This is a genomic window from Stenotrophomonas sp. NRRL B-14846 (genome assembly GCF_050473585.1).
In the GTDB taxonomy this organism is placed as follows: Bacteria; Pseudomonadota; Gammaproteobacteria; order Xanthomonadales; family Xanthomonadaceae; genus Stenotrophomonas.
The window spans coordinates 1,683,794-1,708,439 of record NZ_JBFLUN010000022.1; the positions used below are offsets into that span (position 1 = coordinate 1,683,794).

At 67.9% G+C, this 24,646-nt stretch carries 22 protein-coding genes; 8 read left to right on the plus strand and 14 right to left on the minus strand.

The window, feature by feature from the left end:
* Positions 1–56: 56 nt before the first annotated feature.
* The 9 genes from AB1281_RS10015 to AB1281_RS10055 all read right to left on the minus strand — a co-directional run bounded on the left by AB1281_RS10015 (position 57) and on the right by AB1281_RS10055 (position 10,444).
* Positions 57–683, minus strand: coding sequence for an AAA family ATPase (locus AB1281_RS10015; protein WP_430345783.1), 627 nt, complete (start codon positions 681–683; stop codon positions 57–59).
* Positions 684–686: 3 nt separating this feature from the next.
* Positions 687–1,028 (minus strand): type II toxin-antitoxin system prevent-host-death family antitoxin, encoded by a 342-nt coding sequence (locus AB1281_RS10020; RefSeq protein ID WP_014037381.1) that lies wholly within the window; start codon positions 1,026–1,028, stop codon positions 687–689.
* 70 nt (positions 1,029–1,098) lie between these two features.
* On the minus strand, positions 1,099–2,682 hold the full coding sequence (locus AB1281_RS10025) for a sensor histidine kinase (RefSeq protein ID WP_430344915.1): 1,584 nt from the start codon (positions 2,680–2,682) through the stop codon (positions 1,099–1,101).
* 9 nt (positions 2,683–2,691) lie between these two features.
* Complete coding sequence (locus tag AB1281_RS10030; protein WP_049447331.1) at positions 2,692–3,096, minus strand: response regulator; 405 nt, start codon at positions 3,094–3,096, stop codon at positions 2,692–2,694.
* Positions 3,097–3,232: 136 nt separating this feature from the next.
* A complete protein-coding gene (locus AB1281_RS10035; RefSeq protein WP_430345784.1) occupies positions 3,233–4,687 on the minus strand; it encodes a porin family protein in 1,455 nt (484 codons plus the stop codon).
* A gap of 90 nt (positions 4,688–4,777) precedes the next feature.
* The gene (locus tag AB1281_RS10040; protein WP_430344914.1) at positions 4,778–5,542 is read right to left on the minus strand and encodes a Slam-dependent surface lipoprotein; all 765 of its coding nucleotides are present in this window, start codon (positions 5,540–5,542) and stop codon (positions 4,778–4,780) included.
* A 54-nt stretch (positions 5,543–5,596) separates the two neighbouring features.
* A complete protein-coding gene (locus AB1281_RS10045) occupies positions 5,597–8,719 on the minus strand; it encodes a TonB-dependent receptor domain-containing protein (protein WP_430345785.1) in 3,123 nt (1,040 codons plus the stop codon).
* Positions 8,720–8,901: 182 nt separating this feature from the next.
* Complete coding sequence (locus AB1281_RS10050; protein WP_430344913.1) at positions 8,902–9,858, minus strand: FecR family protein; 957 nt, start codon at positions 9,856–9,858, stop codon at positions 8,902–8,904.
* Between the two features lie 82 nt (positions 9,859–9,940).
* The gene (locus tag AB1281_RS10055; RefSeq protein ID WP_430344912.1) at positions 9,941–10,444 is read right to left on the minus strand and encodes an RNA polymerase sigma factor; all 504 of its coding nucleotides are present in this window, start codon (positions 10,442–10,444) and stop codon (positions 9,941–9,943) included.
* A 185-nt stretch (positions 10,445–10,629) separates the two neighbouring features.
* Here AB1281_RS10055 and AB1281_RS10060 point away from each other — a divergent pair, with 185 nt between their 5' ends.
* Genes AB1281_RS10060 through AB1281_RS10075 form a run of 4 tightly spaced genes read left to right on the plus strand, consistent with a single transcriptional unit; the run spans position 10,630 to position 17,277 of the window.
* Positions 10,630–12,573: a TonB-dependent receptor domain-containing protein gene (locus tag AB1281_RS10060; RefSeq protein WP_430344911.1), complete on the plus strand. Its 1,944-nt coding sequence runs from the start codon at positions 10,630–10,632 to the stop codon at positions 12,571–12,573.
* Between the two features lie 2 nt (positions 12,574–12,575).
* Positions 12,576–16,481, plus strand: coding sequence for a cobaltochelatase subunit CobN (gene cobN / locus AB1281_RS10065; protein ID WP_430345786.1), 3,906 nt, complete (start codon positions 12,576–12,578; stop codon positions 16,479–16,481).
* Entirely contained in the window at positions 16,478–16,954 is a 477-nt protein-coding gene (locus AB1281_RS10070) for a MotA/TolQ/ExbB proton channel family protein (RefSeq protein ID WP_430345787.1), read from the plus strand. Before cobN ends, AB1281_RS10070 begins: the two co-directional genes overlap by 4 nt.
* On the plus strand, positions 16,954–17,277 hold the full coding sequence (locus AB1281_RS10075; RefSeq protein WP_430345788.1) for a DUF2149 domain-containing protein: 324 nt from the start codon (positions 16,954–16,956) through the stop codon (positions 17,275–17,277). The genes AB1281_RS10070 and AB1281_RS10075 overlap by 1 nt, the downstream gene beginning before the upstream one ends.
* A gap of 26 nt (positions 17,278–17,303) precedes the next feature.
* On the opposite strand, the gene AB1281_RS10080 is transcribed toward AB1281_RS10075, so the two are convergent.
* Positions 17,304–18,230 (minus strand): LysR family transcriptional regulator, encoded by a 927-nt coding sequence (locus tag AB1281_RS10080; protein WP_164115068.1) that lies wholly within the window; start codon positions 18,228–18,230, stop codon positions 17,304–17,306.
* 151 nt (positions 18,231–18,381) lie between these two features.
* Here AB1281_RS10080 and AB1281_RS10085 point away from each other — a divergent pair, with 151 nt between their 5' ends.
* The 4 genes from AB1281_RS10085 to AB1281_RS10100 all read left to right on the plus strand — a co-directional run bounded on the left by AB1281_RS10085 (position 18,382) and on the right by AB1281_RS10100 (position 21,210).
* Positions 18,382–19,248 carry a pirin family protein gene (locus AB1281_RS10085; protein ID WP_430345789.1) on the plus strand — a complete coding sequence of 289 codons (867 nt, stop codon included), beginning with the start codon at positions 18,382–18,384 and terminating at the stop codon, positions 19,246–19,248.
* Between the two features lie 70 nt (positions 19,249–19,318).
* On the plus strand, positions 19,319–19,999 hold the full coding sequence (locus tag AB1281_RS10090; RefSeq protein WP_430345790.1) for a hydrolase: 681 nt from the start codon (positions 19,319–19,321) through the stop codon (positions 19,997–19,999).
* 53 nt (positions 20,000–20,052) lie between these two features.
* Complete coding sequence (locus tag AB1281_RS10095) at positions 20,053–20,694, plus strand: hydrolase (RefSeq protein WP_075678071.1); 642 nt, start codon at positions 20,053–20,055, stop codon at positions 20,692–20,694.
* A gap of 117 nt (positions 20,695–20,811) precedes the next feature.
* Complete coding sequence (locus AB1281_RS10100) at positions 20,812–21,210, plus strand: OsmC family protein (RefSeq protein ID WP_014037397.1); 399 nt, start codon at positions 20,812–20,814, stop codon at positions 21,208–21,210.
* 94 nt (positions 21,211–21,304) lie between these two features.
* Here the strand turns inward: AB1281_RS10100 and AB1281_RS10105 are convergent, their stop codons facing one another.
* From AB1281_RS10105 to AB1281_RS10120, 4 genes are all read right to left on the minus strand, one after another.
* Positions 21,305–21,634 (minus strand): hypothetical protein, encoded by a 330-nt coding sequence (locus tag AB1281_RS10105; RefSeq protein ID WP_005409871.1) that lies wholly within the window; start codon positions 21,632–21,634, stop codon positions 21,305–21,307.
* A 98-nt stretch (positions 21,635–21,732) separates the two neighbouring features.
* Positions 21,733–23,478 carry a putative porin gene (locus AB1281_RS10110; RefSeq protein WP_430345791.1) on the minus strand — a complete coding sequence of 582 codons (1,746 nt, stop codon included), beginning with the start codon at positions 23,476–23,478 and terminating at the stop codon, positions 21,733–21,735.
* A 42-nt stretch (positions 23,479–23,520) separates the two neighbouring features.
* Positions 23,521–24,186 (minus strand): TonB family protein, encoded by a 666-nt coding sequence (locus AB1281_RS10115; protein WP_430345792.1) that lies wholly within the window; start codon positions 24,184–24,186, stop codon positions 23,521–23,523.
* Between the two features lie 39 nt (positions 24,187–24,225).
* Positions 24,226–24,639 carry an ExbD/TolR family protein gene (locus AB1281_RS10120; protein ID WP_005409874.1) on the minus strand — a complete coding sequence of 138 codons (414 nt, stop codon included), beginning with the start codon at positions 24,637–24,639 and terminating at the stop codon, positions 24,226–24,228.
* Positions 24,640–24,646: the final 7 nt, after the last annotated feature.

The window sequence follows — 24,646 nt, forward strand, 5'->3', positions numbered from 1 at the left end:
TCGTGCACGGCGCAGTGTCGCGCGATGTGCGGAAGGCATCCACGCATGGCGTGGATCTACTGGGGTGTGTTCAACTCCATCGCACGCATCACGATGGGCTTGGCCCAGCCCGGCGTGTGCAGCAGATCGGCTACCGCAACCGGGTACTGCAGTTCGCCCGCGGCCATGGCCAATACCGGCAGCGGCACCACGCAGCCCTGCCCGTCGGCCGGTGCGCTGTTGTCGTAGACATGCAGCTCGGCCAGGTACGGCAGAAGCTCCAGCAGGTTCGCGCGCGCCGAATCGAAACGCGCGCGGATCTTCTCCACCGGAATGTCGTGGCCACCGGCCGCCACGCGTGCGGCAACACGGGCGATATGCAGCTCGACATCGGCCAGCCCACAGAACCAGATCGCCACCTGATGCCGTTCGCAGGCTTCACGCAGCAGGCGCGGGATGGTGTTGCCACCGAGTGTGGTCTCGAAGGCGAAGTCGGTGCCGTCGGCCATGGCCTGGCGCAGGCGGCGGGTACCTTCCTGCCAGGCCTCGGCGTTGGCCTCCGGCAGCGGCCAGCCGGCGTCGACCAGGCGGCGGGTGAAGGAATCCGGGTTGAACCAGCTCACTCCTTCGGCGTCCAGCCAGGTGCCCAGCAGTGAACTCTTGCCGGCGCCATTGACACCGGCCAGCGCCAGGATGCGTCCCATCGATCAGAGCGGACGGCCGAGGGTGACCTTGCGGCCGCGCCGGATCGGCTGGCCCAGCACCTTGCCCAGCCCTTCCCCACGCTGCAGCCCTGCCAGGGTCTGGTCGAACTCGCTGCGCAGGCGCTGCAGTTCCTCGTTGCGCTCACCGGCATCACCGCCGGCGGCCTTGGCCAGCAGTTCCTGGTAGGTGCGGATGTCCACGATCACCGCTTCCGGGTGATTGTGGTTGGTGATGACCAGCGCCTGCTTCTCGCGCACGGTGCGCATCAGGCTCGGCCAGCCCCGGGTCTTCACCGACGAGGCCGGGGCCTTCTCGAGGCCAGGCAGATCCAGCGGCAGGGTCATGGCACGGCTCCAGGCAGGGTGGATGAGCACCACTATACCCAAATTGGCCAAATTGGGGATAAATCCCCTTTCACCCCAGGGGGCCGGTGTCCGGGGCGTCGGTCTGCAGCAGGCTGTCGCGCTCGCGCAGCGGGAAGCGGATCCAGGCGTCCAGCCCCTGCGGGGCAAAGCGCAGCTCGCCACTGCCGGCCAGCTCATAGGGCACCCGCTGCTCGATCAGGACCCGGCCCAGGCCACGCTGGCGCGGCATCTCCCAGCCCTCCACCTCGGCATGGCGCTCGCACCAGTGCAGGCCCAGCCACGGCTGCCCGTCCTGCACCTGCAGGTGCCAGCAGACGTCGATCCGGCCATCCTCGTGGGTGAGCGCGCCATGCCGGAGCGCGTTGGTGGCCAGCTCATGGATGGCCAGCGACAGCACTTCGGCCGCCTTCGGTGGCAACAGCACATCCTCACCCTGCAGGTGATAGGCCGCCGCCGCCGGTGTCTGTGCCGCAATCTCCTCGTCGAGCATGCCGCGCAGGCAGACTCCTACATTGGCGCCGCGGGTCAGCAGGCTCTGCGTGCGCGCCAGTGACATCAACCGCGCACACAGGCGCTCGGCATACTCGTCCACGCTGCTGACCGATACACGGGTGCGCCAGGCAATGGCATGGATGGTGGACATGATGTTGCGGACCCGATGCTGCAGCTCGGCCAGCAGCACCGACTGGCGCTCGGTGGCGCGCTTGAGGTCGTCGATGTCCACGGCGATCGCGAACACGCCGGTCACCTCCCCGTCTGCATCGCGCAGTGGCGCGGCCGCGACGCGTGTCCAGCGTGCGCGACCGTCATCATGGGTGAACTGGAACTCGAGGCCCGGAACCACCGTCTCGCCCCGCAATGCCCGGGCGATGGCGAAGTCCTCGGGGCCGATGGCCGAACCGTCCGCATGCCAGCCGCGCCAGCGATGCTGGTTCTCTGCATCGGTCGAGGGCACCTTGCCACTGGGCAGGTAAGCGCGCATCTGGTCGTTGGACAGTTGCAGCTTGCCGTCTGCGTCGACAATGCAGACACCCACCGGCAGCACCTTGAAGGCCAGCGCCAACCGACGGTCGCTCTCACGGCGCTTCTGCTCTTCGCGCTCGCGAGCCGCCTGTGCGACATGCGCGGACGTCGTTTCGAACATGGTCACCAGCACGCCGTTGATGCATCCTTCCTCTCCACGGATGGGGCTGTAGGTGATGGTGAACCAGACATCCTCCAACCGCCCCCGCCGCGCCAGCGGATAGAGCTTGTCCTCATAGGTGATGGTCTCGCCCTGCCACACACGCCGGTAGATCGGGCCGTTGATGTGCCAGACCTCGGGCCAGCACTCGCGGGTCGGCTGGCCCAGCCCGCCAGGATGCTTGTCGGCCAGGATCTCGGCATAACCATCGTTGTAGAGCTGCACCAGCTGCTCGCCCCACAGCACGATCATCGGGAAGCCGTGCGCCAGCATGAGGTCAACGGTGGCGCGCAGATGCGGCTGCCATCGTTCGATCGCACCCAATGACGTGGATGACCAGTCGTGCTGGGCAATACGGGCGGCCATGCCGTCATGCCGTGTATGCGCCTGCCGCGAGAGCGGCCTGCCCGTGCGCTCGGCAGCTTGGAGCCCTTCGATGCGGCGTGACATGCCGCGCAATCAGGCGATGCCCGCAGGGGCCTGCGGCGTCGCCACCAGCCCCGCCAGCTGCTGGACCAGGGCCTCGATGTGATAGGGCTTGGTGCAGCGGGGCGCGCTGGCGAAGCGGCTGGGCAGGTTGTCGTCGTAGCCGGAGGTCAGCATGAACGGGGTGCCCGCCTCGGCCAGGCGATCGGCCAGCGGGTACACCTGTTCGCCGCCCAGGTTGATGTCCAGCAGGGCCACATCAATGGGGTTGTCATCCAGCAGCCGCCCCAGCGCCTGTAGGTCTCCGGCCGGCCCCACCACCTGCGCGCCCTTCAGCTCCAGGTAGTCCACCAGGAACATCGCGATGGCGAATTCATCCTCCGCCACCAGCACCCTCAGCCCTTTCAGGCCCTCTGGTTTGTTGCCCGCTTCCAGCACGACCGGCGCTCCTCGATACACGCGGCCCACCTCTGCCGCAACGCCTGCAGGATGCGCGAAGCGGGCTACAAGGGCGCGTGATGATCGATGAAGATCGCCGCCACGGCGCATTCACTCCGGCGTTGCAGCGGCGCGTTCAGAACGCACGCTCCCATTTCAGGCTGAGCAGGCTGCGGTCGTGGCTGTACAGCCAGCCGACGTTGCTGTCGATGCGGGCGTAGCGCAGGCTCAGGCTGGGCACCAGCCCGGCCACGGCCAGGCGTTCGCTGCGTACGATGGCGATCAGGTTCTGTTCGTCGTCCTGCCTGCGCGCCTCGAGCAGCGGACTCCAGGCGTCGTAGTCGCGATGGCGCAGCGACACGAATACGGTGGCCGTGGTGCCACTCCACTGCCGTGCCGCGCCCAGCCGCAGGCCGCGCTGGCGGTAACCGTTGGCCGGGTCGGCTGCGCTGCTGTTGGTGACATCCAGCCCGGCGAAGACCGTCCAGCGCGGATTGAGCGCGCGGAACCAGGTGGCATACAGCGACGCCAGCTCGCCGTCGTAGTTGCTGGCCAGGCCCTGCTGGCGATACCGCTGGCGCTTCCAGTCGGCCTCCAGCTTGAGCAGGCTGCGTGCATCCAGGGCGTACTGCCATTCCCCGTGCACGCCACTGCCGCCCTGCAGCGCATGGTTGCCCAGGCCCTGGTAGTCATAGCTGGGGGCCAGCATCACGGTCTGCCGCGCACTACGCCAACTGTAACCTGCCTGCACGTTGGCATTGAGCTCGTTGTAGGCACTGTGCCCGCGCCATGCCTGACCGAAGGCGAGACCGCGCACGTACAGCCCATGATGCCCGCCGAGCATCCAGCGCCGTTCCAGGCTGGCATCGTAGTCGAGGCCCGCCGCGCGCTGGGCATCGGGCAGTTTCCGTTCGATGATGCAGGCGTCGCCCACGCCGAACAGGCAGGTGCGGCTGGCCGAGCTGCGGTTGATGTTGTCACTCCATGCCGGGCCGGCCGACAGCGCGCCTTTCCAGCGCTGGCGCGCCTGCAGGGCAGCCAGGTAGCCGTCCACGCGCGCGCGGACGCCGGCCGTGGCCGGATCATCGGCATTGATGCCCGCAGCGATGGCCGTGAACAACGCGACCGCATCGCGATCGCGCTGGTCTTCCGCATAGACACGCGCCAGTTCGAGGCGGGCCGGCAGGAAATCCGGCTGCGCCGCCAGCAGCGCTTCGTACTCCGTCGCCGCGCGGCGATGGTCGCCGGCCACCCGTGCCAGCGCCCCCTGCGCATAGTGGCGCAGCAGCGGGTCATGCCCCGGCAGTTCGATGTACTCCGCGAGGAACGCAGCGGCGGCCTGCCATTGCTGATGCTGCAGTGACAGGTACAGCGCCTGGCCCAGATCATCGACCGTGCGCTCCACGCGCAGGGTCTGGCCGTCGATGGTGATGGTCGGCCGCTCCGACTCGGCCTGCTGCAGGCGCTGCTGGTCCTGCTGCTGGTGGCGCAGTTCGGTGCCCTGTTCAAGCACGCGGCGCAGATCGTCCTGCTGGGCGCGCACATCAGCGGCAGCCAACAGCAGCACGACAAGGAAAATGGAATGGCGCATGGTCGATCCGTGGTGGTGCGTGCAGCGGGCCGAAGCAGGGACTGGCGGATCGCGGCTTGTCCCTGCCCTGCCCCGTCAGGGGCGTGGCGATCAGTTCTTGCTGCCGCCGAAGGCGGTGTCGTACTGGCTGTTGCCGGCGAACGTGGCGATACCGGCCAGGGTGGCGGCGTTGGCGCCGAAGAACTGGCCCTGGGTGGCGCCGGCAACGTTGCCGTTGGCGGTGGCGGTACCGGCGAACGAGGCGTTGGCGCTGTTGATGTTGGCGTTGACGTTGATCGCCAGGCCACCACCGGTCAGGCCGCCGAGCAGCTTGCCGCTGCCGAAGTCCGCACGGAAGGTGCCGGACAGCAGGTTGCTGCCGTTGAACTTGTTCAGGCCCGCGACGCTGTAGGTGGCTACGCCAGCCGGCAGCGTGGTGCCGGCACGGTCACCGACGAAGTAGACCTGGCGGTTGTTGAAGCCACCGGCGGCGCCATCCTTGGACCACTCGCCGAACCACACGTCACCACTGCCAACCTTGACGAAGTTGAAGTGGCCCATGCCGGCATGGCTGCCCGGTGCGCCGGTGATCGGCATGGCCAGCGTGCGCACGGCGGTGCCATTGACGGTGGTGGTGCCCGAGTACAGGCTCAGGCCCTGGAAATCGACCGGCTTGGCGTTGGAGACGGTGCCGACGCCGATACCGGCCTTGCCTGCCTGGTGCGGGCCACCGTTGACCTGCGATTCGCCGACAGCGACGTACAGCTCGGCGTCGGTCACCGGGCTGGCCGCACCGACGATGTCAGCGGCATGCGCGGTGCCGGCCAGGGCAAAGGTGGCAGCAACGGCGAGAACCGAACGGGAGATCATCTTCATGGTATTGCTCCTTGGGTTGTGGGAACTACGGGTACAACGCTTGAAAGCGGGAGGTCAGAAGCGCGCGGTGATGCCGAGCTTGAGGGTGCGGCCCGGCGCCGGCAGCGTGGAGCGCGTGGCCGGGTCGACGTAGTAGCGGTTGCCGAGGTTGCTGCCCACCAGCTCGACGCTGGCGTGCTCGTTGAAGCGCCAGCGCGCGTATGCATCGACGGTGGTGATGTTGCCCCAGGTGAACGGCACGTTCTGCCACAGCAGGCTGCTGCCACCGGCCAGCAACCGGTCGCGGTAGGCCTGTAGATCGGGGTTTTCGTGGCGCTGGTAGTGCACGATGCGGCTGCCCAGTTCCAACCGTTCATCGAACAGGCGCGTACCGAGCGACAGGTTCACCGACAACTTCGGAATCGCCTGGGTCAGCAGGTAGCCACTGACGAAGCCGTCCTGCACGCAGTTCGGCACCAGGCCACGGTTGGCATCCAGCAGCACGGCCGTGCTTTCGTCGCACACCTCGTTTTCCAGCGTGCGCGAAATACCCAGGTCGGTGAAGAAGCGCCGGTTGTCGAAGCGTGCCTGCAGCTCGATGCCGCGGATGGTCTGCTTGTCGATGTTGTCGAACAGGAAGTAGGCGTCGCGCTCGATTACGTTGCGGGTCTTGTGCACGTAATAGGCCAGCTTGACGTCGGCATCGGCGGTGTTTCCGAACAGGCCCGACAGGTTGTGTACGTAGCCCAGCTCGTAGTTGTAGGCATGCTCGGGCTTGAGCATGTACAGCGGATTGAGGCTGCTGGAGAAAGCGATGGTGCTTTCGAACATGCTGGGGAAGCGCACTGCCTCGCTGTAGCGCAGGTAGACGCGCGCGGCCTTGGACAGGTTCACCGTGGCCGAGAATGTGGGCAACCACGCGTGATCGCGGCGGCGGTCATTGCGCCCATCCACCGGCCGCGACTGCATGGTGTTGCCGATTGTGCAGACCAGGTCGCTGCCGGGGTAGATCGGCAGCACGCCAGGTATGCCCGCCACCTCGCCGTTGAGACAGGGGTTGGTCGCACGGGCATAGTTGCCATTGGCATCGGGCAACCACGGAAGCCGGTGTTCCACCGCCTGCGGCGTCTCGTAGTACGCCAGCAGACCATGCAGTGCATCGTCAATCACCGAACCCATGCCGATGCTCTCCCAGAACTCGCGTTCGGCCTCCAGTGCATCGATCTCCGCCTGCAGGCTGGCCGGCCGCTCGGGCAGCTCATTGGTCCGATAGGTCGCCTCCTTGCTGCCCACGCCCTTGGTCAGCAGCTCCGGGTGGGCCTGCAGGAAGTCGTCGAACGCCCAGTAACGGCTGTAGCGCACGCCGGCGTTGAGGGTCAGGAAATCGACCGGACGCCATTCGAGGTTGAGATAGCCTTCGCCCTCCTGGCGCCGGCCAGCACGCGGAAACATGCGCCATCCATCGGTCGTGCCGAAGTACGGGTCGCGCGAACCCAGCTTCTCGTACTGCCAGTTGCCGCCCACGGTCAGGTCCAGCGTGGAATGCAGCGCGAAGCGGTTGCTCAAGGTCAGCCCGGTACGGTCATTGCGCGCATTGGCCAGTGCGGTGTTGCGCAGGATCGGGCTGACCCCGGGATTCCACGCCGGATTACCCGGTGCGAAATTGGGAAACCCACCGGCGGTGTAGGTGTCGCTGTCCGTCTCGGTGCGCCACAGGTTGGCGTACAGATCAAGCCAACGGCTGCCGGCCGGCTGGAAGCGGTACTCCAGGTTCCACGCATCGGAATCGACCCGACTGAGCGGCCACTGGATGCGCCCATAGTCCGGCGCGGACAGGATGCGCGACGGCATGATCTCGCCATAGTGCGACAGCGTGCGCCGCCAGGTGGCCTTCAACTGCTGGTCGTCGTTGATCTGCCAGCTCCCCTTGACCAGCCACGATTCCTGTTCGCTGGACGTATTGGGCACCTCATCGCCCGGCTTGAAGTAGCGCGCCAGCGTGGTGATGTAGTCGATGCCCTGGTACTCGAACTGCTCGCGCCGGTCCTGGTCGTAGTAGCCGCTGCCCTTGCTGCCGGAGAAGTAGTTGCCGCGCTTGCGCCAGGCATAGGCGGCCATCAGGTCGACGTTGTCGCCACGCACACCCAGCGCCAGGCGCCAGGCCTGGTCTTCGCCATCGAAGGGGTTGTTGCCACTGCGCGACTTCACCGGCACCACCAGGGTGCGGTCGTCGTAGGGCGAGTTCGGCGAGCCCTGCGGGAAGCCCGGCACCGTGCGGTAGTCCTCGCCGGTATGCAGGCGAGGCAGGCGCGGCGCCACCGCATTGCTGCTGCCTTCGATCTTCAGCTCCCCGCCGAAGCGCTCACCCGCTTCCACGATGTCATCGACGTCGATGGTCTTGATCACCAGCGCGCCACCGATCCCGCTGTGCACATCGCGCACCAGCCCTGGCCCCTTGATGACCTGGATGCCACCAATCAGGTTGGGATCGATGTAGTTGCGGTTGCTGACGCCGTTGTAGCCGCGCCAGACCGTGAGCGCCTGCTCACCACCGTCGATGCTGACCGGCACCCGCCCCGGCCCCTGGATGCCGCGGATGTTGATGTCCAGCGCGCCGCTGTTGCGCGCATCGCCACTGAACACGCCAACCAGATCCTTGACCACGTCGGCCGGGTTGGAGCCGCGGTAGCGCTCCACCCGGTCGCGTCCCGAATACGCCGTGGTCAGGTCCAGCGCGAACACATCGTCGTAGCCGCGCCGATCGCGGGCCTCGCCCCCTTCCGACTGCAGGCGACCGGCCACGTCCAGTGTCTCGGTCACCCGCACCCCTTCCCCCTCACCCGACTCCGCTGCGGCACGCAGGCTCCAGGTGCCATCCATGCCGCGCTGCGCGCGCACGCCGCTGCCACGCAACAGCTGCTGCAGCGCCTGCATCTGGCTGTACTCGCCACTCACCGCGCTGGAGCGACGGCCTTCCACCAGATCGCTGCGGAACACCACCTGCACATCGGCCTGGCGGCCAAAGGCACGCACAGCATCAGCAAGGGGCTGTTCCGGAATGGTGTACTGGCGCAGTGGCGCGACGATCGCCGTTTGCGCCTGCACGGCCGGCACCCAGGCCAGCGGCAGCAATGCGGTGGAGATGGCCAGGGCCAGGACAGTGGCGCGGCGATGACAGGCGGATGCCGTGGACGGCATGGACAGGAACTCCTCAAGCGGGGCGGGACCATCGGCACATCCGGTGCCGGTGGTGTGTCTGGCTTGAGGAAAAACGGTGTTTCGCTCTGGCTATACCTCTATAGACAACGGGGCACGGCGAGTGCCCACGGTTTTTTCATGTTTTTTTCATGCGGCGCTTTCTGCCATCAACCGGCTGCACCTCACCACAACACCATCGCGCCGCCAGGCAGGCGCTGCACGCGCAGTCCCGCCTGCGCGGCCACCGCATCGATGGCGGTCTCCGGTTGCTGCAGATGGAACAGGCCACTGACCCGTACGCGTGCACCCTGCCCGCCCAGTACCCAGACCGGCGCACGACGATAGCGCGCCAGATCGGCGATGGCCTGCGCGGCCGGCTGATCATCGATCACCACCTCGCCACGCCGCCATGGCGCCATGCTCTCCGGATCTTCCAGCTGCACCGGCTGCAGCCAGCGCCCGTCACGGAACACGCCTGCCTGTCCGGCATGCAGGCGCTGCACGCTGCCATCGCCCGGGCGCACATCGACCACACCTTCGCTGACCTGAGTGGTGACCGTGGTATCCAGCATCGACACGCTGAAGGCGGTGCCGACGTCACGGACCACGCCGCCCGCCGCCTCGACCTGGAACGGGCGAGCCTCGTGCGCTACCTGGAACCAGGCCCGGCCGCGCAGCAGGCGCAGGTGGCGCTGCTGGCCATCGAACTCGATCGCCAGTGCGGTGCCGGCGTCGAGTACGGCGGTGCTGCGGTCGTCCAGCTGCACCACGCGCGGCGCATCGCTGCTGCGCAGGTCACTACGAGCAAGCAGCAGCGCGTGCGGCGCAGCGGCAACCATCAGCACCACCGCGGCAGCACTGGCCAGCAGCCACGGCAGGCGGCGGCGCGGCGTGATCGGACGCAGCCCTTGGCGATCAGCCGTCAACCCGGGCAGCGCCGCCAGCACGTCGGGCCCGGCGGCATCCAGCCCCTGCCAGAACGCCTGCTGCTGGCGCCAGGCCAGCGCGTGGCGCGGATCGGCCTGCAGCCAGCGCTGCAGGGTTCGTTGCTGGCGTTCCGGCAGCGGGCCTGCACTGCACCGGATCACCCAGCGCAACGCCTGCCTGGCCTGACGCGGCGAGGGTTCGGACGTGGTCATGGTTGTGGCCTGCCGCACCGCGAACGGGTGCGCTTTCCTGTTGTGACAACGGCGGGCGCGATCTGCCCACGGCAAACGCCGGTCATCGGCGCGTTCCCTGTTGATGCTGCTGGATCAACAGCGCGGCGCGCAGCACATGCTTGCCGACCAAGCTCTTGGAGATTCCCAGGCGCGCGGCAATCTCGCGTTCGCTCAGGCCCAGGTAGCGGTTGAGCACGAAGCACTCGCGCACCTGGGCCGGCAGGGCCAGGATGGTCTGGGTGATCTCGCGCAGCTGCGCCTGGTCCAGTGCCTGCGCCTCGCCATCACGGCTTGCCTCGGCCATGTCGACGGCGTACTCGGCCATGGCACGGCGTTCGCGGGCGTCGGCCTGGCTGCGGTTGAGCGCATGGTGATAGGCCATCCGGTACAGATAGCCGCGCGGCTCCAGGATCGGTGGATCACCGGGCACGCTGCTGGCCTTCAGGTACAGGTTCTGCAGGGTGTCCTCGGTACTGGCCGGGTCGAGGTAGCGCGCGATGAAGCGAGACAACGCACGGCGCTCGCGGATCAGCAGCTCGACCAGCGCCAGGGCATTGGGAGACATAGGTGCCAAGGCCGGACCGGGGAATGATGGGCGTGATGGCGACGGTCCGAGCCCGGATTGTAGGCGCCCCGCCGCGATACCGCACCCTTGTTCAGCGAGGTCGCCGGGAGCAGGACCTTCGGCCTATGAAGATCTCGTGAAGACGATGCTATGTTATATCGTCACATTCGTAGCGACCCCTTCCCATGTCCCGGTTCATCCCTGCCCGCCGCCTGTCCGGCGCGATCCTCCTTGCCCTGGCCCCCGCACTGGCAGCGGCGGCAGACGCCCCTTCGCAGCTGGACCCGATCGTGGTGACCGCAACCGCCACCGATCGCCTGGCCAGCGACGCACCTGCCTCGATCAGCGTGATCACCCGCGAGCAGATCCAGCTGCGGCCGGCGCTGGACCTGGCCGATGCGCTGCGCGGCAGCCCGGGCGTGACCGTGGCCGGGGTCGGCTTCGGCCGCCGCGGCATCCGCATCCGCGGCATGGACCCTGGCTACACGCTGGTACTGCTGGACGGCCAGCGCGTCAGTGCGTCGGCCGATGCCATCGCCCATTCGGATTTCGACCTGGGCTGGCTGCCGGCTGCGGCGATCGAACGCATCGAGGTGGTACGCGGCCCGATGTCCTCGCTGTACGGCTCGGAGGCGCTGGGTGGCGTGGTCAACGTGATCAGCCGCCGCGCCACCGATGACTGGCAGGGCAACCTGGTCTACAACGCCGGCGTGGTCGGCGGTGACCGTGGTGGCAACACCGCCCAGGCCGGCTTCTATGCGGGTGGCGCACTGCTGCCCGGCACGCTGGGCCTGAGCGTGTTTGCCGAACACCGACAGAAGGATGCCAGCCGCGATCCGAGCGACGACCGCCTGGACGAGCAGGAGGGGCGCCGCGCCAACACCGGCCGCGCGGTACTCACCTGGACTCCGGACGCACACCAGCGCATCGACCTGTCGCACCTGCAGGGCAGCGAGGAACGACGCCGCCATGCGCTGCAGGCCGGTGCCGCGCCCTATGTGTACGAAACCATCGACGACATCCGTCGCCGCCAGACCACGCTGAGCCATCAGGGCGATTGGGACTGGGGGCAAACCCGGGTGAGTGCCTACCGCGCGACGCTGGACCGCGACAACCGTCGCGACCGCGGTGAGGCTTCGCGGCCGCAGCAGCTGACCGACCAGATCGTCGATGCCCGCGCCACCGTTGCGCTGGGTGCGCGCCACCGCGTCAGCATCGGTGGCGAATGGCGGCGCCAGCAACTGGACGATGCGGCCGGCGCACGCAGTGGACACCTGCAATCGGATCAGAGCGCGCTGTTCGTGCAGGACGAGATCCAGGTGAGCGACGCGCTCTCGCTGGTGTTCGGCAGCCGCGGCGACCGCCATCCCGAGTTCGGCTGGCACCACAGCCCGCGCGCCTATGCGGTGTGGCATGCCACCGAAGCACTGACGATCAAGGGCGGCATCGGCAGCGGCTTCAAGGCGCCGAGCCTGAAGCAGCTGTCGCCGGAGTATTCCGCGGTGGGCGGCGGCGGGCGCTTCACCATTGTCGGCAATCCGCAGCTGAAGCCGGAACAGAACACCAGCGCCGAGTTGTCGGTGGCCTGGCAGCAACAACGCTGGTCAGTGCAGGCGACCGCCTTCCAGAATGACCTCAAGGACCTGATCCAGACCACCTGCGTGCGTGCCTGCGGCGTGCGCGGCCGCGAACTGCGCAACTACACCAACGTGGCCCGTGCCCGCATCCGTGGCCTGGAGCTGGCCGGCACCGCGCCGATCACCGAGCATCTGACCTTCGAAGCGAACTGGAGCTGGCTGGACCCACGCGACCGCCAGACCGACCAGTGGCTGCCGGAGCGCCCACGACGCAGCGGCGCCTCCGCACTGAACTGGCAGCGCGGCCCGCTGCAGGCCGCCGTGCGCGGCGAGTATGTTGGCCCGCAGCAGCAGGTGGCCGGCAGCAGCCAGGTGACCCTGCCTGATTACTGGTTGTGGTCGCTGGATGCGCGCTGGCGCGTCACCGCGGCGGTGAGCGTGGTGGCCGGCATCGACAACCTGGCCGACAAGCGGCTGGACGAAACCGGTGCGCTGTACCCGTACCCGGAAACCGGCCGCTACGTGCATGCCGGCATCCAACTGGCGTTCTGACCATGCGCAGCGGGTGGACATGGCTGCTGCTCGGGTGGCTGATGCCGGCCGCATTGGCCCATGCCGAGCCTGCGCCCCTGCAGGTGGACGTGGTCAGCAGCAGCTTCGTGCTGCCCGGCAAAATCGCCCGCCTGGACGCGCTGGGCGCGCCCGCAGGGGTGCGCTTCCGGCAGCGGGTGGTCGACCCTGCGACCGCGCTGCCGGACGGCTGGCCGGCAGGCAGCGACCTGGTGCTGCTGGATACGCCGCGACCAGCGGATGTCGAACAGGTCATGGCCGTGGTTGAAGCGCCATTGCAGAACGGCAAGGTGCCATGGCTGCGCGTGGGTGGCGGCGCACCGGCCTCCGGGCAGCTGCCCGCCGAGGTGGCGCGCAGGATCGCCGGCTACTACGGCAACGGTGGCGAGGCCAACATCCGCACGCTGGCTGCATACCTGCAGGCCTGGCGCAGCGATGCCGGAACCGACGGACTGCCGCTGCCGCAGGTGCTGCCGGCCACCGGCTACAGCACGGCCGGCAGCCAGTGGCTGGACAGCCCGCACGCATTGCAGGCGCAGTGGCAGCGCGACAATCAGGCAACATGGCCGAAGGTGGCGGTGCTGATCTCCGGCAGCATGCTCAGCGGCATGCAGACCCAGGTGCTGGACGCGCTGATCGAGGCCGGGCGCGCACGCAGGATCGCGCTGTTCGGCGTCTGGTTCGATGCCGCCGCCGACGACGGCCTGCAGCAGGCGCTGCGCGGCATCGAGGTGGATGCGCTGGTCAACCTGACCCATCTGCAGAACGGCAGCGCGCGTGCGGCCGAATTTTCCACGCTGGACGTGCCGGTGCTGCAGGCGCTGAACCATCGGCAAGGCGATGCGGATGACTGGCGCGCGGCGACCACCGGCATTCCGATGGCGACCCTGGCGACCTTCGTCGCCGTGCCCGAAGCCTGGGGCGCCAGTGATCCGATCGTGGTCTCGGCCAATGCGCGCGGTGAACTGCAGCCGATTCCCGAACAGATCGATGCACTGGCCGCCAAACTGCAGCGGCTGGCGGCGCTGCGCCACACCGCCGCGGCCGACAAGCGCGTGGCGCTGCTGTTCTGGAATGCACCGGACGGCGAGCGCAACCTGTCCGCCTCGCATCTCAATGTACCGCGCAGCATCGAGGCGCTGCTGCCACGGCTGGCACAGGCCGGGTATTCGACGCACGCGGTGGATGAAAAGACCCTGATCGAGCAGCTGCAGGCACTGCTGGGGGGCTACTACCATCCGGAGCGGCTGGACGCGCTGCTCGATGCCGGGCTGGCCGATACCCTGCCGGTGGCGGACTACCGCCGCTGGCTGGCGACCCTGCCCGCCGCGCGCCGCGACGAACTGCACGCACAGTGGGGCGATCCTGCGCACCACCCTGCCGTTCGACAGCGGCAGGGACAGGCGGTGTTCGTGCTGCCGCGGCTGCGCCTGGGCAACCTGCTGCTGATGCCGCAGCCGCCGCGCGCGGGCCGTGTCGGTGAGGCCACCCACGATATGGCATCGGTGCCGAGCCATTACTACCTGGCGGCATACCTTTACCTGCGCCAGCAGTGGAAGGCCGATGCGCTGATCCACTTCGGCACCCACGGCACGCAGGAATGGACGCCGGGCAAGGACCGCGGCCTGTGGGCCGCCGATTATCCATGGCTGGCAGTGGGTGAACTGCCAGTGTTCTACCCGTACATCCAGGACAACGTCGGCGAGGCGATCCAGGCCAAGCGCCGTGGCCGTGCCGTGGTGATCAGCCACCAGACCCCGCCGTTCGCACCGTCCGGGCTGTACGACGAGCTGCGCGACCTGCACGCGGTGGTGCACGAACTGCAGCAGCTGGACCAGGGACCGGTGCGTGATGCCACCGCCGCACGCCTGCGCACACTGGCCACTGACAGTGGCATCGCCGCCGACCTGGGCTGGAGCGCAGTGGACATGCAGGCGCGCTTCGACAGCTTCCTGCCAGTGCTGCACGACCACCTGCATGAGCTGGCACGGCGCAATCTGCCACTGGGGCTGCATACCTTCGGTCAGCCGGCTTCGCCCGAGCATCGCCTGCTGATGGTGATGCAGCAGCTGGGCCCGGGCTATCTGAAAGCGCTGGGCGAAGATCCGATGGAGGCCACTGCGGTGGACTACCGGCAGATCCAGCAGGGCCTCGGCTATCGCACGCTGCTGCACCATCTGCGCGAAGGTGCGCCGATCAGTAGCGTCGCCAACCCCGATCTGCGCGCAGCGCTGCAGCGTGCCGTGCAACTGGATGCTGCCCTGGCCGATACGCAGGAGATCGAATCGCTGCTGCACGGCCTGGGCGGTGGCTTCGTGCAGCCTGGCGCCGGCGGCGATCCGATCCGAACGCCGGAACTGCGCAGCGGCCGCAACCTGTTCGCGTTCGAGCCCGACCGCATTCCCACCCGCGCGGCGTTCGACACCGGCGAGCTCGCCCTGCAGCAGCTGTTGCAGGCCTATCGTGATGATCACGATGGGCAGCTGCCGCGCAAGCTCGCCATCAGCCTGTGGTCCAGCGAGGCCATCCGCCACCTCGGCGTGCTCGAAGCACAGGTGCTGCACGCGCTGGGCCTGCGCCCACGCTGGGACAGTGGTGGCAAGGTGATCGCCCTGGACATCGTGCCCGATGCGGAACTGCAACGCCCGCGCATCGATGTGGTGATCCAGGCCACCAGCGTCTACCGCGACCAGTTCGATCCGTTCCTGCGCCTGCTGGCCGGCGCCATCGATCAGCTGGCGGCGATGCCGGCTTCGCCCGGCAACCCGATTGCCGGCAATGCAGTGGCCGTGCAGCAGCGCCTGCAGCGCGACGGCATTCCTGCGGAGCAGGCGCAGCGTCTGTCGCGCCTGCGCATCTTCAGCAATGCCCCCGGCGAGTACGGCAGCGGCCTCAATCATGCTGTGCTGGCGCGTAGCGGCACGGCGGGCAAGGACGATGCAGCGTTGGCCAGCGGCTTCCTGGATCGCTTGCAGCACGGCTACGGCAGTGATGGCCAGGCAACCACCCTGCCCGGCGGCAACCTGTTCGCCGAACAGCTGCGCGGCGTGCAGGCGGCGGTACTGTCGCGCTCCTCCAACACCCATGGGCTGCTCAGCACCGACCATCCCTTCGAGTACCTGGGCGGGCTGGCGCTGGCCGTGCGCCACCTCGATGGCGCCAGCCCGGCGCTGTACGTCTCCGACCTGCGCGAACCGGCACCGCGCACGCGCAGCACCGCACGCTTCCTCGCCGATGAGCTGCGCGCGCAGACGCTCAACCCGCAATGGATAGGTGCGATGCAGGCCGAAGGCTATGCCGGCACGCTGGAAGTGCTGAAGAACGTCGACAATCTGTTCGGCTGGCAGGTGACCGCGCCAGAGACGGTTCGCGCCGACCAGTGGCAGGCGGTGCATGACACCTTCGTTCGCGACAGCCGGCAGCTGGGCCTGGCGCAGTGGTTCGAGCAGCACAACGCCAGCGCGCAGGTGCAGATGATCGAGCGCCTGCAGGAAGCGATCACGCGCGGCTACTGGCACGCCGATGACCGCACCCGCGCGGAGCTTCAGGCGCGGCTGCAGCAGCTGCAGGCGTCGTCGACATCGGAGCCGGTACCGACGCAGGTGCATCCGGGCTATGGGCTCGGCCGCGCATCGGCCGCCCCACCGGCACCCGATGTAGCCGCCGCCGCCCGACAACCCGCCACCGTCGAGCCGGCACCGGCCCCCTCGCCCAGCGTGCGTGGCCAGGTGATGCGGCAGGTGCCGCCGCCTGCCCCGCACGCGCCGGCGACGCGCTGGGCACTCGCCGTGCTGCTGGGCCTGCTCGGCGCAGGCGCCGTGCTGCAATCGCGGCGCAACGCACGGCGCGCCGACCCTTCCCCTTCTCCTTCCAACCCGGCTTCCGCATGAACGCGCTTGAATCCACGCTCTACGATCTCTCCCACCTGTTCCTGGCTCCGGTCCTGCTGCTGATCCTGCTGTCGCTGGCCTACGCCTTCCTCAGCTTCGGCGCCTTCCTGTGGGAAGGCCTGCAGCGCAGGCGTGGCCGCCACCGCCCCGAACTGCTGGCCTGGCAGGCCCGCCACGGCGGCAGCAGTGACGATCTGGAACTGCATATCCTCAAGCGTCTGGAAGGCCTGCGCATCGTCTCGCGAACCGCACCGATGCTGGGCCTGGTGGCAACCATGATCCCGATGGGGCCCGCCCTGCTGGCGCTGACCCGCAACGACGCGCAGGGCGTGGGCGAGAACATGGTGGTGGCCTTCTCGTCGGTGATCCTGGCCCTGGTGGCCGCCAGCCTGACCTACCTGGTGCTGACCGTGCGCCGACGCTGGCTGCTGCAGGAACTGCGCATGTTCGAACGCCTGCAGGAGGCGCACTGATGCGCTTCATGGACGAAGACGAAGCCGATGACCCGATCCTGTCGGTGGTGAACCTGATCGACCTGTTCCTGGTGGTCACCGGCATCCTGATGATCGTGATCGTGCGCAACCCGCTCAATCCTTTCACCAGCCAGGACGTGACCGTGATCGAGAACCCCGGCCAGGCCAACATGCGCATCACCGTGAAGCAGGGCGAGGAACTGACCCGCTACCAGTCCACCGGCGAGATCGGCGAAGGTGGCGGGGTCAAGGCCGGCGTGACCTATCGGTTGCCGGACGGGCGCATGGTGTATGTGCCGGAGGGAGCCGCCCCGGCCCGGTAGATCCACGCCATGCGTGGATGCGGAGCCTACGGTTCGTCCAGCGCCTCGAAACGCTCGGCGAGGTAGTCGATCAGCGCACGCACGGCGGGCAACAGGCCGCGCCGCGACGGGAACACCGCGTGCACGATGCCGTGCTTGGGCACCCACTCCGGCAGCACCGGCACCAGCGCTCCCCTGTCCAGCTCGTCGGTGATCATCATCCGTGGCAGCATCAACAGCCCTACCCCGGCCACCGCCGCTGCGCGCAGCGCGATCATGTCATCGCTGACCAGCCGCGGGCGGTGATGCACGCTGGCCTGCACGTCGTCCGGCCCGGTGTACTCCCAGGCATGCTGCTGGCTGGGCGAGGCCAGGTCGACGGTCGGCATCATCGCCAGGTCAGCCGGCACCTGCGGCGTACCCAGCCGCTGCAGCAGCGCCGGGCTGGCACTGGTGCACCACACCCGGCGCGCCAGCACGCGCACCACCAGGTCGCTGTCCTCCAGTGGCGGTGGCCGCACCCGGATCGCCACGTCCACGCCCTCGCCCACCACGTCCACGCGGCGGTTGGTGGCGTCCAGCTGCACCGTCACCTGCGGATGCAGGGCCAGGAAGTCGGCCAGCATCGGGCCGATGCGCGCGTGCAGGATCGCGATCGGGCATGCCAGGCGGATCGTGCCGCGCGGCTCGGCGCGTGACATCGCAATCGCTTCTTCGGCTGCTTCGGCCTCGACCAGCATCGCCTTGCAGTGGCGGTAGTAGTCCTGGCCAACCTCGGTGACCGAGAAGCGCCGGGTCGAACGCTGGATCAGCCGCACGCCCAGGCGCTCCTCCAGCAGCGCGATGCGCCGGCTCAGTTTCGACTTCGGCATCGCCAGCGCCCGGCCGGCCTGCGAGAAGCCACCGTGCTCGACCACCATGGCGAAATAGAACAGGTCGTTGAGGTCGCAACGGCGGATATCAGCGATGAACACGGGGCGATCTCCTGTGGCCCAAGGCGCGCACCCATTGTTCACCAGATAGGACTATGACGGCAAATATTGGCGTCTACCGACCCTATTGTCGCGGCGATATCGTCTCCCGCAACGAAGAACAGCGGCCGGCAGCCCCGGCCAGGAGATCGCCATGAAGCGTGTCACCGGTACCTACAGCGCCCCCCGCCCGCACTGGGTGGGCGACGGATTCCCCGCCCGCTCGATGTTTTCCTACAACACCCACGGCCAGCACCTGAGCCCGTTCCTGCTGCTGGACTATGCCGGCCCGTACACCTTCGCCCCTAGCGATACCCCGCGCGGGGTCGGCCAGCATCCGCATCGCGGTTTCGAGACCGTCACCATCGTCTATGAGGGCGAGGTCGCGCATCGCGATTCGACCGGCGCCGGTGGCACCATCGGCCCGGGTGACGTGCAGTGGATGACGGCTGCCTCCGGCATCCTCCACGAGGAATTCCACACGCCGGAATTCAGCAGGCGCGGTGGCACGCTGGACATGGTGCAGCTGTGGGTGAATCTGCCGGCCCGGGACAAGATGGGTGCGCCGGGCTACCAGACCCTGCTCGATGCAGACATTCCCTCGGTGGATCTGCCCGACGGCGCCGGACGCGTGCGTGTCATCGCCGGCCACTTCGACGGCCACGCCGGCCCGGCCCGTACCCACACGCCGATGGATGTCTGGGACATCCGCCTGCGGCAGGGCCAGCACGCCGAACTGCCGGTAGCCGACGGCCGCACGCTGGCGCTGGTGGTGCTGAAGGGCACGGTCCGGATCAACGGCGGCCAGCCGGTCGGCGAGGCGCAGCTGGTCACCTTCGACCGCAGCGGCGAGGACGTGTTCGTCGACGCCGACAGCGACGCCACCGTGCTGCTGCTCAGCGGTGAGCCGATCGACGAGCCGGTGGTGGGCTATGGCCCGTTCGTCATGAACAGCCAGGCCGAGATCGCGCAGGCGGTGAACGACTTCAACAGCGGCCGCTTCGGCCGGATCGCGCACTGAGCGCTTCCGCGCGGCGGGCGATCACCCGCCGCGCCAACGGGCCATCGCCCACTTCCCCAGGAGACTGACCATGAGTACCCCCGCCAACTTCAACGGTGCCCGCCCGGTGATCGATCCGGACAACGCCGCGATGCTGCTGATCGACCATCAGAGCGGCCTGTTCCAGACCATCGGTGACATGCCGTTCACCACCGTGCGCGCCCACGCCACCGCGCTGGCCAGGATGGCCACGCTGGCAAAGATGCCGGTGATCACCACCGCCTCGGTCCCGCAGGGCCCGAACGGCCCGCTGATTCCGGAGATCCACGACGCAGCCCCGCATGCCCAGTACGTGGCGCGCAAGGGCGAGATCAACGCCTGGGACAACCCGGACTTCGTTGCCGCGGTGAAGGCCACCGGCCGCAGGCAGCTGATCATTGCCGGCACCATCACCAGCGTGTGCATGGCCTTCCCGTCGATCGCCGCCGTCGCCGATGGCTACCAGGTGTTCGCGGTGATCGATGCCTCGGGCACCTATTCGAAGATGGCCGAAGAGATCACCCTGGCCCGCGTGGTGCAGGCCGGCGTGGTGCCGATGGATACCGCCGCAGTGGCCTCTGAGATCCAGCGCACCTGGAACCGCGACGATGCCCAGCAGTGGGCCGAGGTCTACACGAAGATCTTCCCCAACTACCAGCTGCTGATCGAAAGCTACCTGAAGGCGCAGGACGTGCAGAAGAGCCAGGAGCAGCTGGATTCGCAGCGCAGCTGAGCTGCCCCCGGGTGCCGTCCGCTGTCGGCACTCCTTTCAACCGGAGACCCATCATGTCCAGTGAACCGATCCGCGACCCGGCCAGCGATCATCTGCTGACCCCGCAGAATTCCACTTTCATCATCATCGACTACCAGCCGGTGCAGGTGAACTCCATCGCCTCGATGGACCGCCAGCTGCTGGTCAACAACATCGTCGGCACCGCCAAGGCCGCTGTGGCTTACGGTCTGCCGATCGTGCATTCGACGGTGAACGTCAAGACCGGCCTGAACAAACCGCCGATTCCACAGCTGCGCAAGGTGCTGGGCGACTATCCCACCTACGACCGCACCACCATCAACTCCTGGGAGGACGTCGAGTTCCGCAGGGCGGTGGAAGCCACCGGCCGCCGCAAGCTGATCATGACCGCGCTGTGGACCGAGGCGTGCCTGACTTTCCCGGCCCTGGATGCGTTGAAGGAAGGCTATGAGGTGTATGTGGTGGTCGACGCCGTCGGCGGTACCTCGCTGGCGGCGCATGACGCAGCACTGCGCCGCATCGAACAGGCCGGTGGCCAGCTGATCAGCGTGCCGCAGCTGTTCTGCGAGCTGCAGCGCGACTGGGCGCGTTCGGAAACGGTACCGGCCTTCATGAACCTCTTCATTGAAACCGGTGGTACGGCGGGCATCCAGTTCTCGTACGATCGTACCGAGTGAATTCGTGGCGGCGCAGGCAGGTAGCCCGCGCCGTCTTTTGAAGCGGTCGAGCATGGCTCGACTCTACAGTTGGGTTGGTCGAGCATGGCTCGACTCTACAGATGGCAGGAGACCCTGATGGCCTACGCACGCATTGTTTCAACCGGCGACAACTACCTGCACCACATCAGCAATGGCAGCTTTGATGTGGATGCGGACGAGCCGGCATCGTTGGGCGGCCAGGGCAAGGGCTTCGCCCCGTTCGATCTGTACCTGGCCTCGCTGGCAGCTTGCACCGCGATTACCCTGCGCATGTATGCACAGCGCAAGGGCTGGGAACTGGGCGAGTTCCATGCCGAGCTGCGCTCGGAACGCGACGAGGATGGACGCTTCCACGTGCACCGCGTGCTGCATGCCAGCGCCGAGCTGAGCGATGCGCAGTGGCAGCGGTTGCTGGAGGTGGTGGAAAAGACCCCGGTGACGCTGGTGATGCGCGAAGGTGCACGCATCACCAGTGAGCGCGGGGTGCCAGCGTAACCCCATCCACGCGTGGCGTGGATCTCCTGTAGAGCCACGCCCATGCTCAGCTCCTGGGCTGGAAGCCGAGCATGAGCCCGGCTCTACCGAAGGCTCAGCGTCGTGAATGCAGCACGGTGCGCTGGCGCATCGCGTTGAATTCCTGCTCCACCTGCTGGATGTCCTCGGCCTGGAAACCGGCCGCATCCAGCAGCTGGTCGGCGGCGGCCGCCGCCAGCGGATCATCGTCACGCTGGCGCCAGCAGCGCGCCGGCAGGAAATAGCCCACTTCGCTGCGCCCGCGCATGATCACCACCGGCCGGCCCGCATACAGCAGGAACTCGGCCAGGTGCTGGCGCAGGCCCTCCACTGAAACATAGGCCGGTCCAACACCCAGCATCTGGCTGGACGGTTCGGGACTCTCGAACAGCTTGCGACGGCTCATCCACTCCTCCTTTTGAACAACGCGTGGTCTCCTTTCCTTAGACGGGCGCATTGCTGCGCCCCCGCCACGTACTACGTGATCCGCATCACGCCGGCCACTCAGAACCCGGTATTGAACTCCAGCTGGAACACGTCGATCGACAGCGGCGCGCCGGACACTTCCTTGGCCGCCATCCACTTGCCGCTGATCCAGCTGCGCGCATCCAGCGCATAGGCACCACCCACGTAGTAGCCGCGGGCGTTGGTGCCGCCGAGGTGGAAGTTCGGGTCGTTGTAGGCATCGGGCAGCGCGTCGGCCTCGATGTGCTTATAGCCCAGCAGCGCCTGCCACTGGCCCTTCTCCTTCAGCTCGGTGGCACCGAAGGTGGCCTGCACCATCCACGCGGTGTCGCCGCTGCGGAAGGTATCGATGCTGGCGGTGCCACCGGCGCCGTAGTTGTTGACGATGCCGTTGTTGGCACGATTGAACATGGCCTGCTTGTCGTAGGCCAGGTTGCGGATGTAGTCACCATCCAGGCGCAGGCCGACGCCCTGGGCCAGCTGCGTATCCCAGCGCAGGTTGAACGTGGCCAGGCGGAACGCCGAAGCCAGGCCAACATACTGCGGGGTCGGCGTGTTGGCTGGGTCCAGCGGATTGCGCGCGATGTCGCGGATCAGCATCAGGGTGTTGCCCTTCTGCATGAACGCCGGGCGCGACCAGTCGGTGTCGCAGCCGACCGCGCCTGCATACAGCGCGCACGGCGAGGACAGGCGGCCGCTGATGTTCTTGAAGTCGTAGTAACCCAGCGCCGCGCGCAGCGCGTTGTCGTCGTTGAAGCGCCAGTTCACGCCCACCTGCGCGCCGGACAGCCACTTGTTCTCGTTCGGGGTCTTGACCCGGCTCTGGCTGGGCGAACTGTCGGAGGTGTATTCCAGCGGCACCACCGCGAGGTTGCCGAACAGGTCGAGGTCGCCACCGTCGAAGTCATACTTCAGGTTGGCGGCCAGGCCGTCGAAGTTGAGGTCGTTGGAGAACAGCGTGTCGCTGGTCCAGAACGGATTGCCGAAGCGGCCGCCACGCACCGTCACCCAGTCTGCCGGGCTGTAGGCCAGCCAGGCCTGGTCAAGCCACACATCCTTCTTGCTCAGGCCGCCACCCAGCTGCTCGGTGGTCGACACCGGGCCATTGCTGCTGCCGCTGGCCAGGCGCACGCCGGCCGTGGTGTGCTGCCCGATCATCGCCTCGATGCCGAGGCGGGCGCGGATGCGCCACAGGTTGCGACGGTCCTGGCGGGTGTTCAGCAGCGGCGGCAGCTGCAGGTTGGTGTTGGTGTTGGTGTCGAAACCGTTGCCGGAATTGATCGACGACCAGTTGCTCACGATGTCGCTGTTGCGTTCGGAGAAGAAGCGCGACTCGCTGCGCACGCGCACATCGCCGGTGACCTTGATGCGCTTGGTCCACTCGGCCACTTCGTTGGGTGCCGCCCAGCCTTCCGACTTTGCCTGCGCCATCACGTCCTGGCGCACTTCGTCACGGATACCGTCGCGCACGCTCTGCGGCACGTACGGCACGCGCACGTCACCAGCCTCCAGGGCCACGCCACCGCTGGCGGCGGTGCTGCCCGTGGCCGCAGTGCGCTGTGCGGCCGCTGCTTCGGCCTCGGCCTGTACCAGCAGTGCCTGGCCGTCTTCGGGTTTGAGTGCGCCGCTGGCGATCAGGCCCTTGATCAGCTTGACCATGGTGGTTTCGGCGGCCATCGCACCGGCCGGGGCGGCCAGGCTGAGCAGCACGGCGCAGCACAGCAGCGCCCGTCGGGCCGGCCGCGGGCGGCGGGAGTCGGTTCGTGCGCGGACGTGGTCGTTCATCACGGTTCTCATCGAAAGAAGGGAAATCACGGAGGTCGGGAATCAGGCCCCGGGCCGGCGGCCCTGGATCAGGACGCGGGCGGGGAAATCAAGCGACGGCGGCGGTGCCTGGTCGACCTTGCCGATGCGACGCAGGGCATCGAGCACGGCCGCGTCGGCCTCCTCGTTGCCACTGCCGCGTACCAGCTCGACCTTCTCCAGGCGGCCATCGCTGGCCAGCCATACGTTCACCTGCAGCTGGAATGCCAGGCGCTTGACCTTGTCGTCGCGCGAGATGGCCTGCTGCATCAGGTAGCCCAGGTAGCGGCCGTAGGTGGCGTTGCCGGCGCCGCCACGGCCGACGCCGGATGAACCGCCGCCGCTGCCGGACTGGATGCCGAAGTTGTCTCCGCCGGCCTGCGTATCGGCATTCATCGTCACCGGATCGCTGTTATCCGGCGTCGGCGTTGGCTCCTCGGCCGGCGTCGGCTGATCCAGCGGCTCCGGTTCGGGCATCGTCTCTTCCGGCGGCGTCTCCGGCTCCGGTGGCTTTTCCGGGGGCGGCGGGGGCGGCGGCGGAGGGGGTGGCAGCGCCAGCATCGGCGGCTGCACCACCGGCCGGCGGGTGCTGGCGGTGTCCTTGAACAGCAGCCACCACAGTGCGACGCCGAGCACCAGCAACGCGACCAGCACCAGCGCGACGGTCACCAGCAACGCGCGACCGCGCATGCCGGGCTCCGGTCGAGGGGGTTGATGGGCCGTCATGCCTCAGCCCTGCGCCTTGCCGGTGACCAGGCCCACCTGGGCCAGCTCCAGGCGCCGCAGCAGGTCCAGCACCTCGACCACGCGGGCGTACTGCACCTGCGCGTCACCGCGCACGATCACCGGGAAATCCGGCGTGGTCGCGCGTTCGGTACGCAGCCGGTCTTCCAGCTCGGCCATCGTCACCGGGTAGGCATCCAGGAACACCTGGCCACTGGGGTCGATGGTGATCGCCTTGGTCTTCGGCTTCTCCAGCGCCACACTGTTGCTGGCCTTCGGCAGGTTGACCTCGATGCCGGGAATGGAGGCGTTGCTGGTCAGGATGAAGATCACCAGCACCACCAGCAGCACGTCGACGAAGGGCGTCACGTTGATGCCCTTCTCGCGCTTCTTGATGCCGAACTTCGCCTTCTGGCCCATGGCGCGC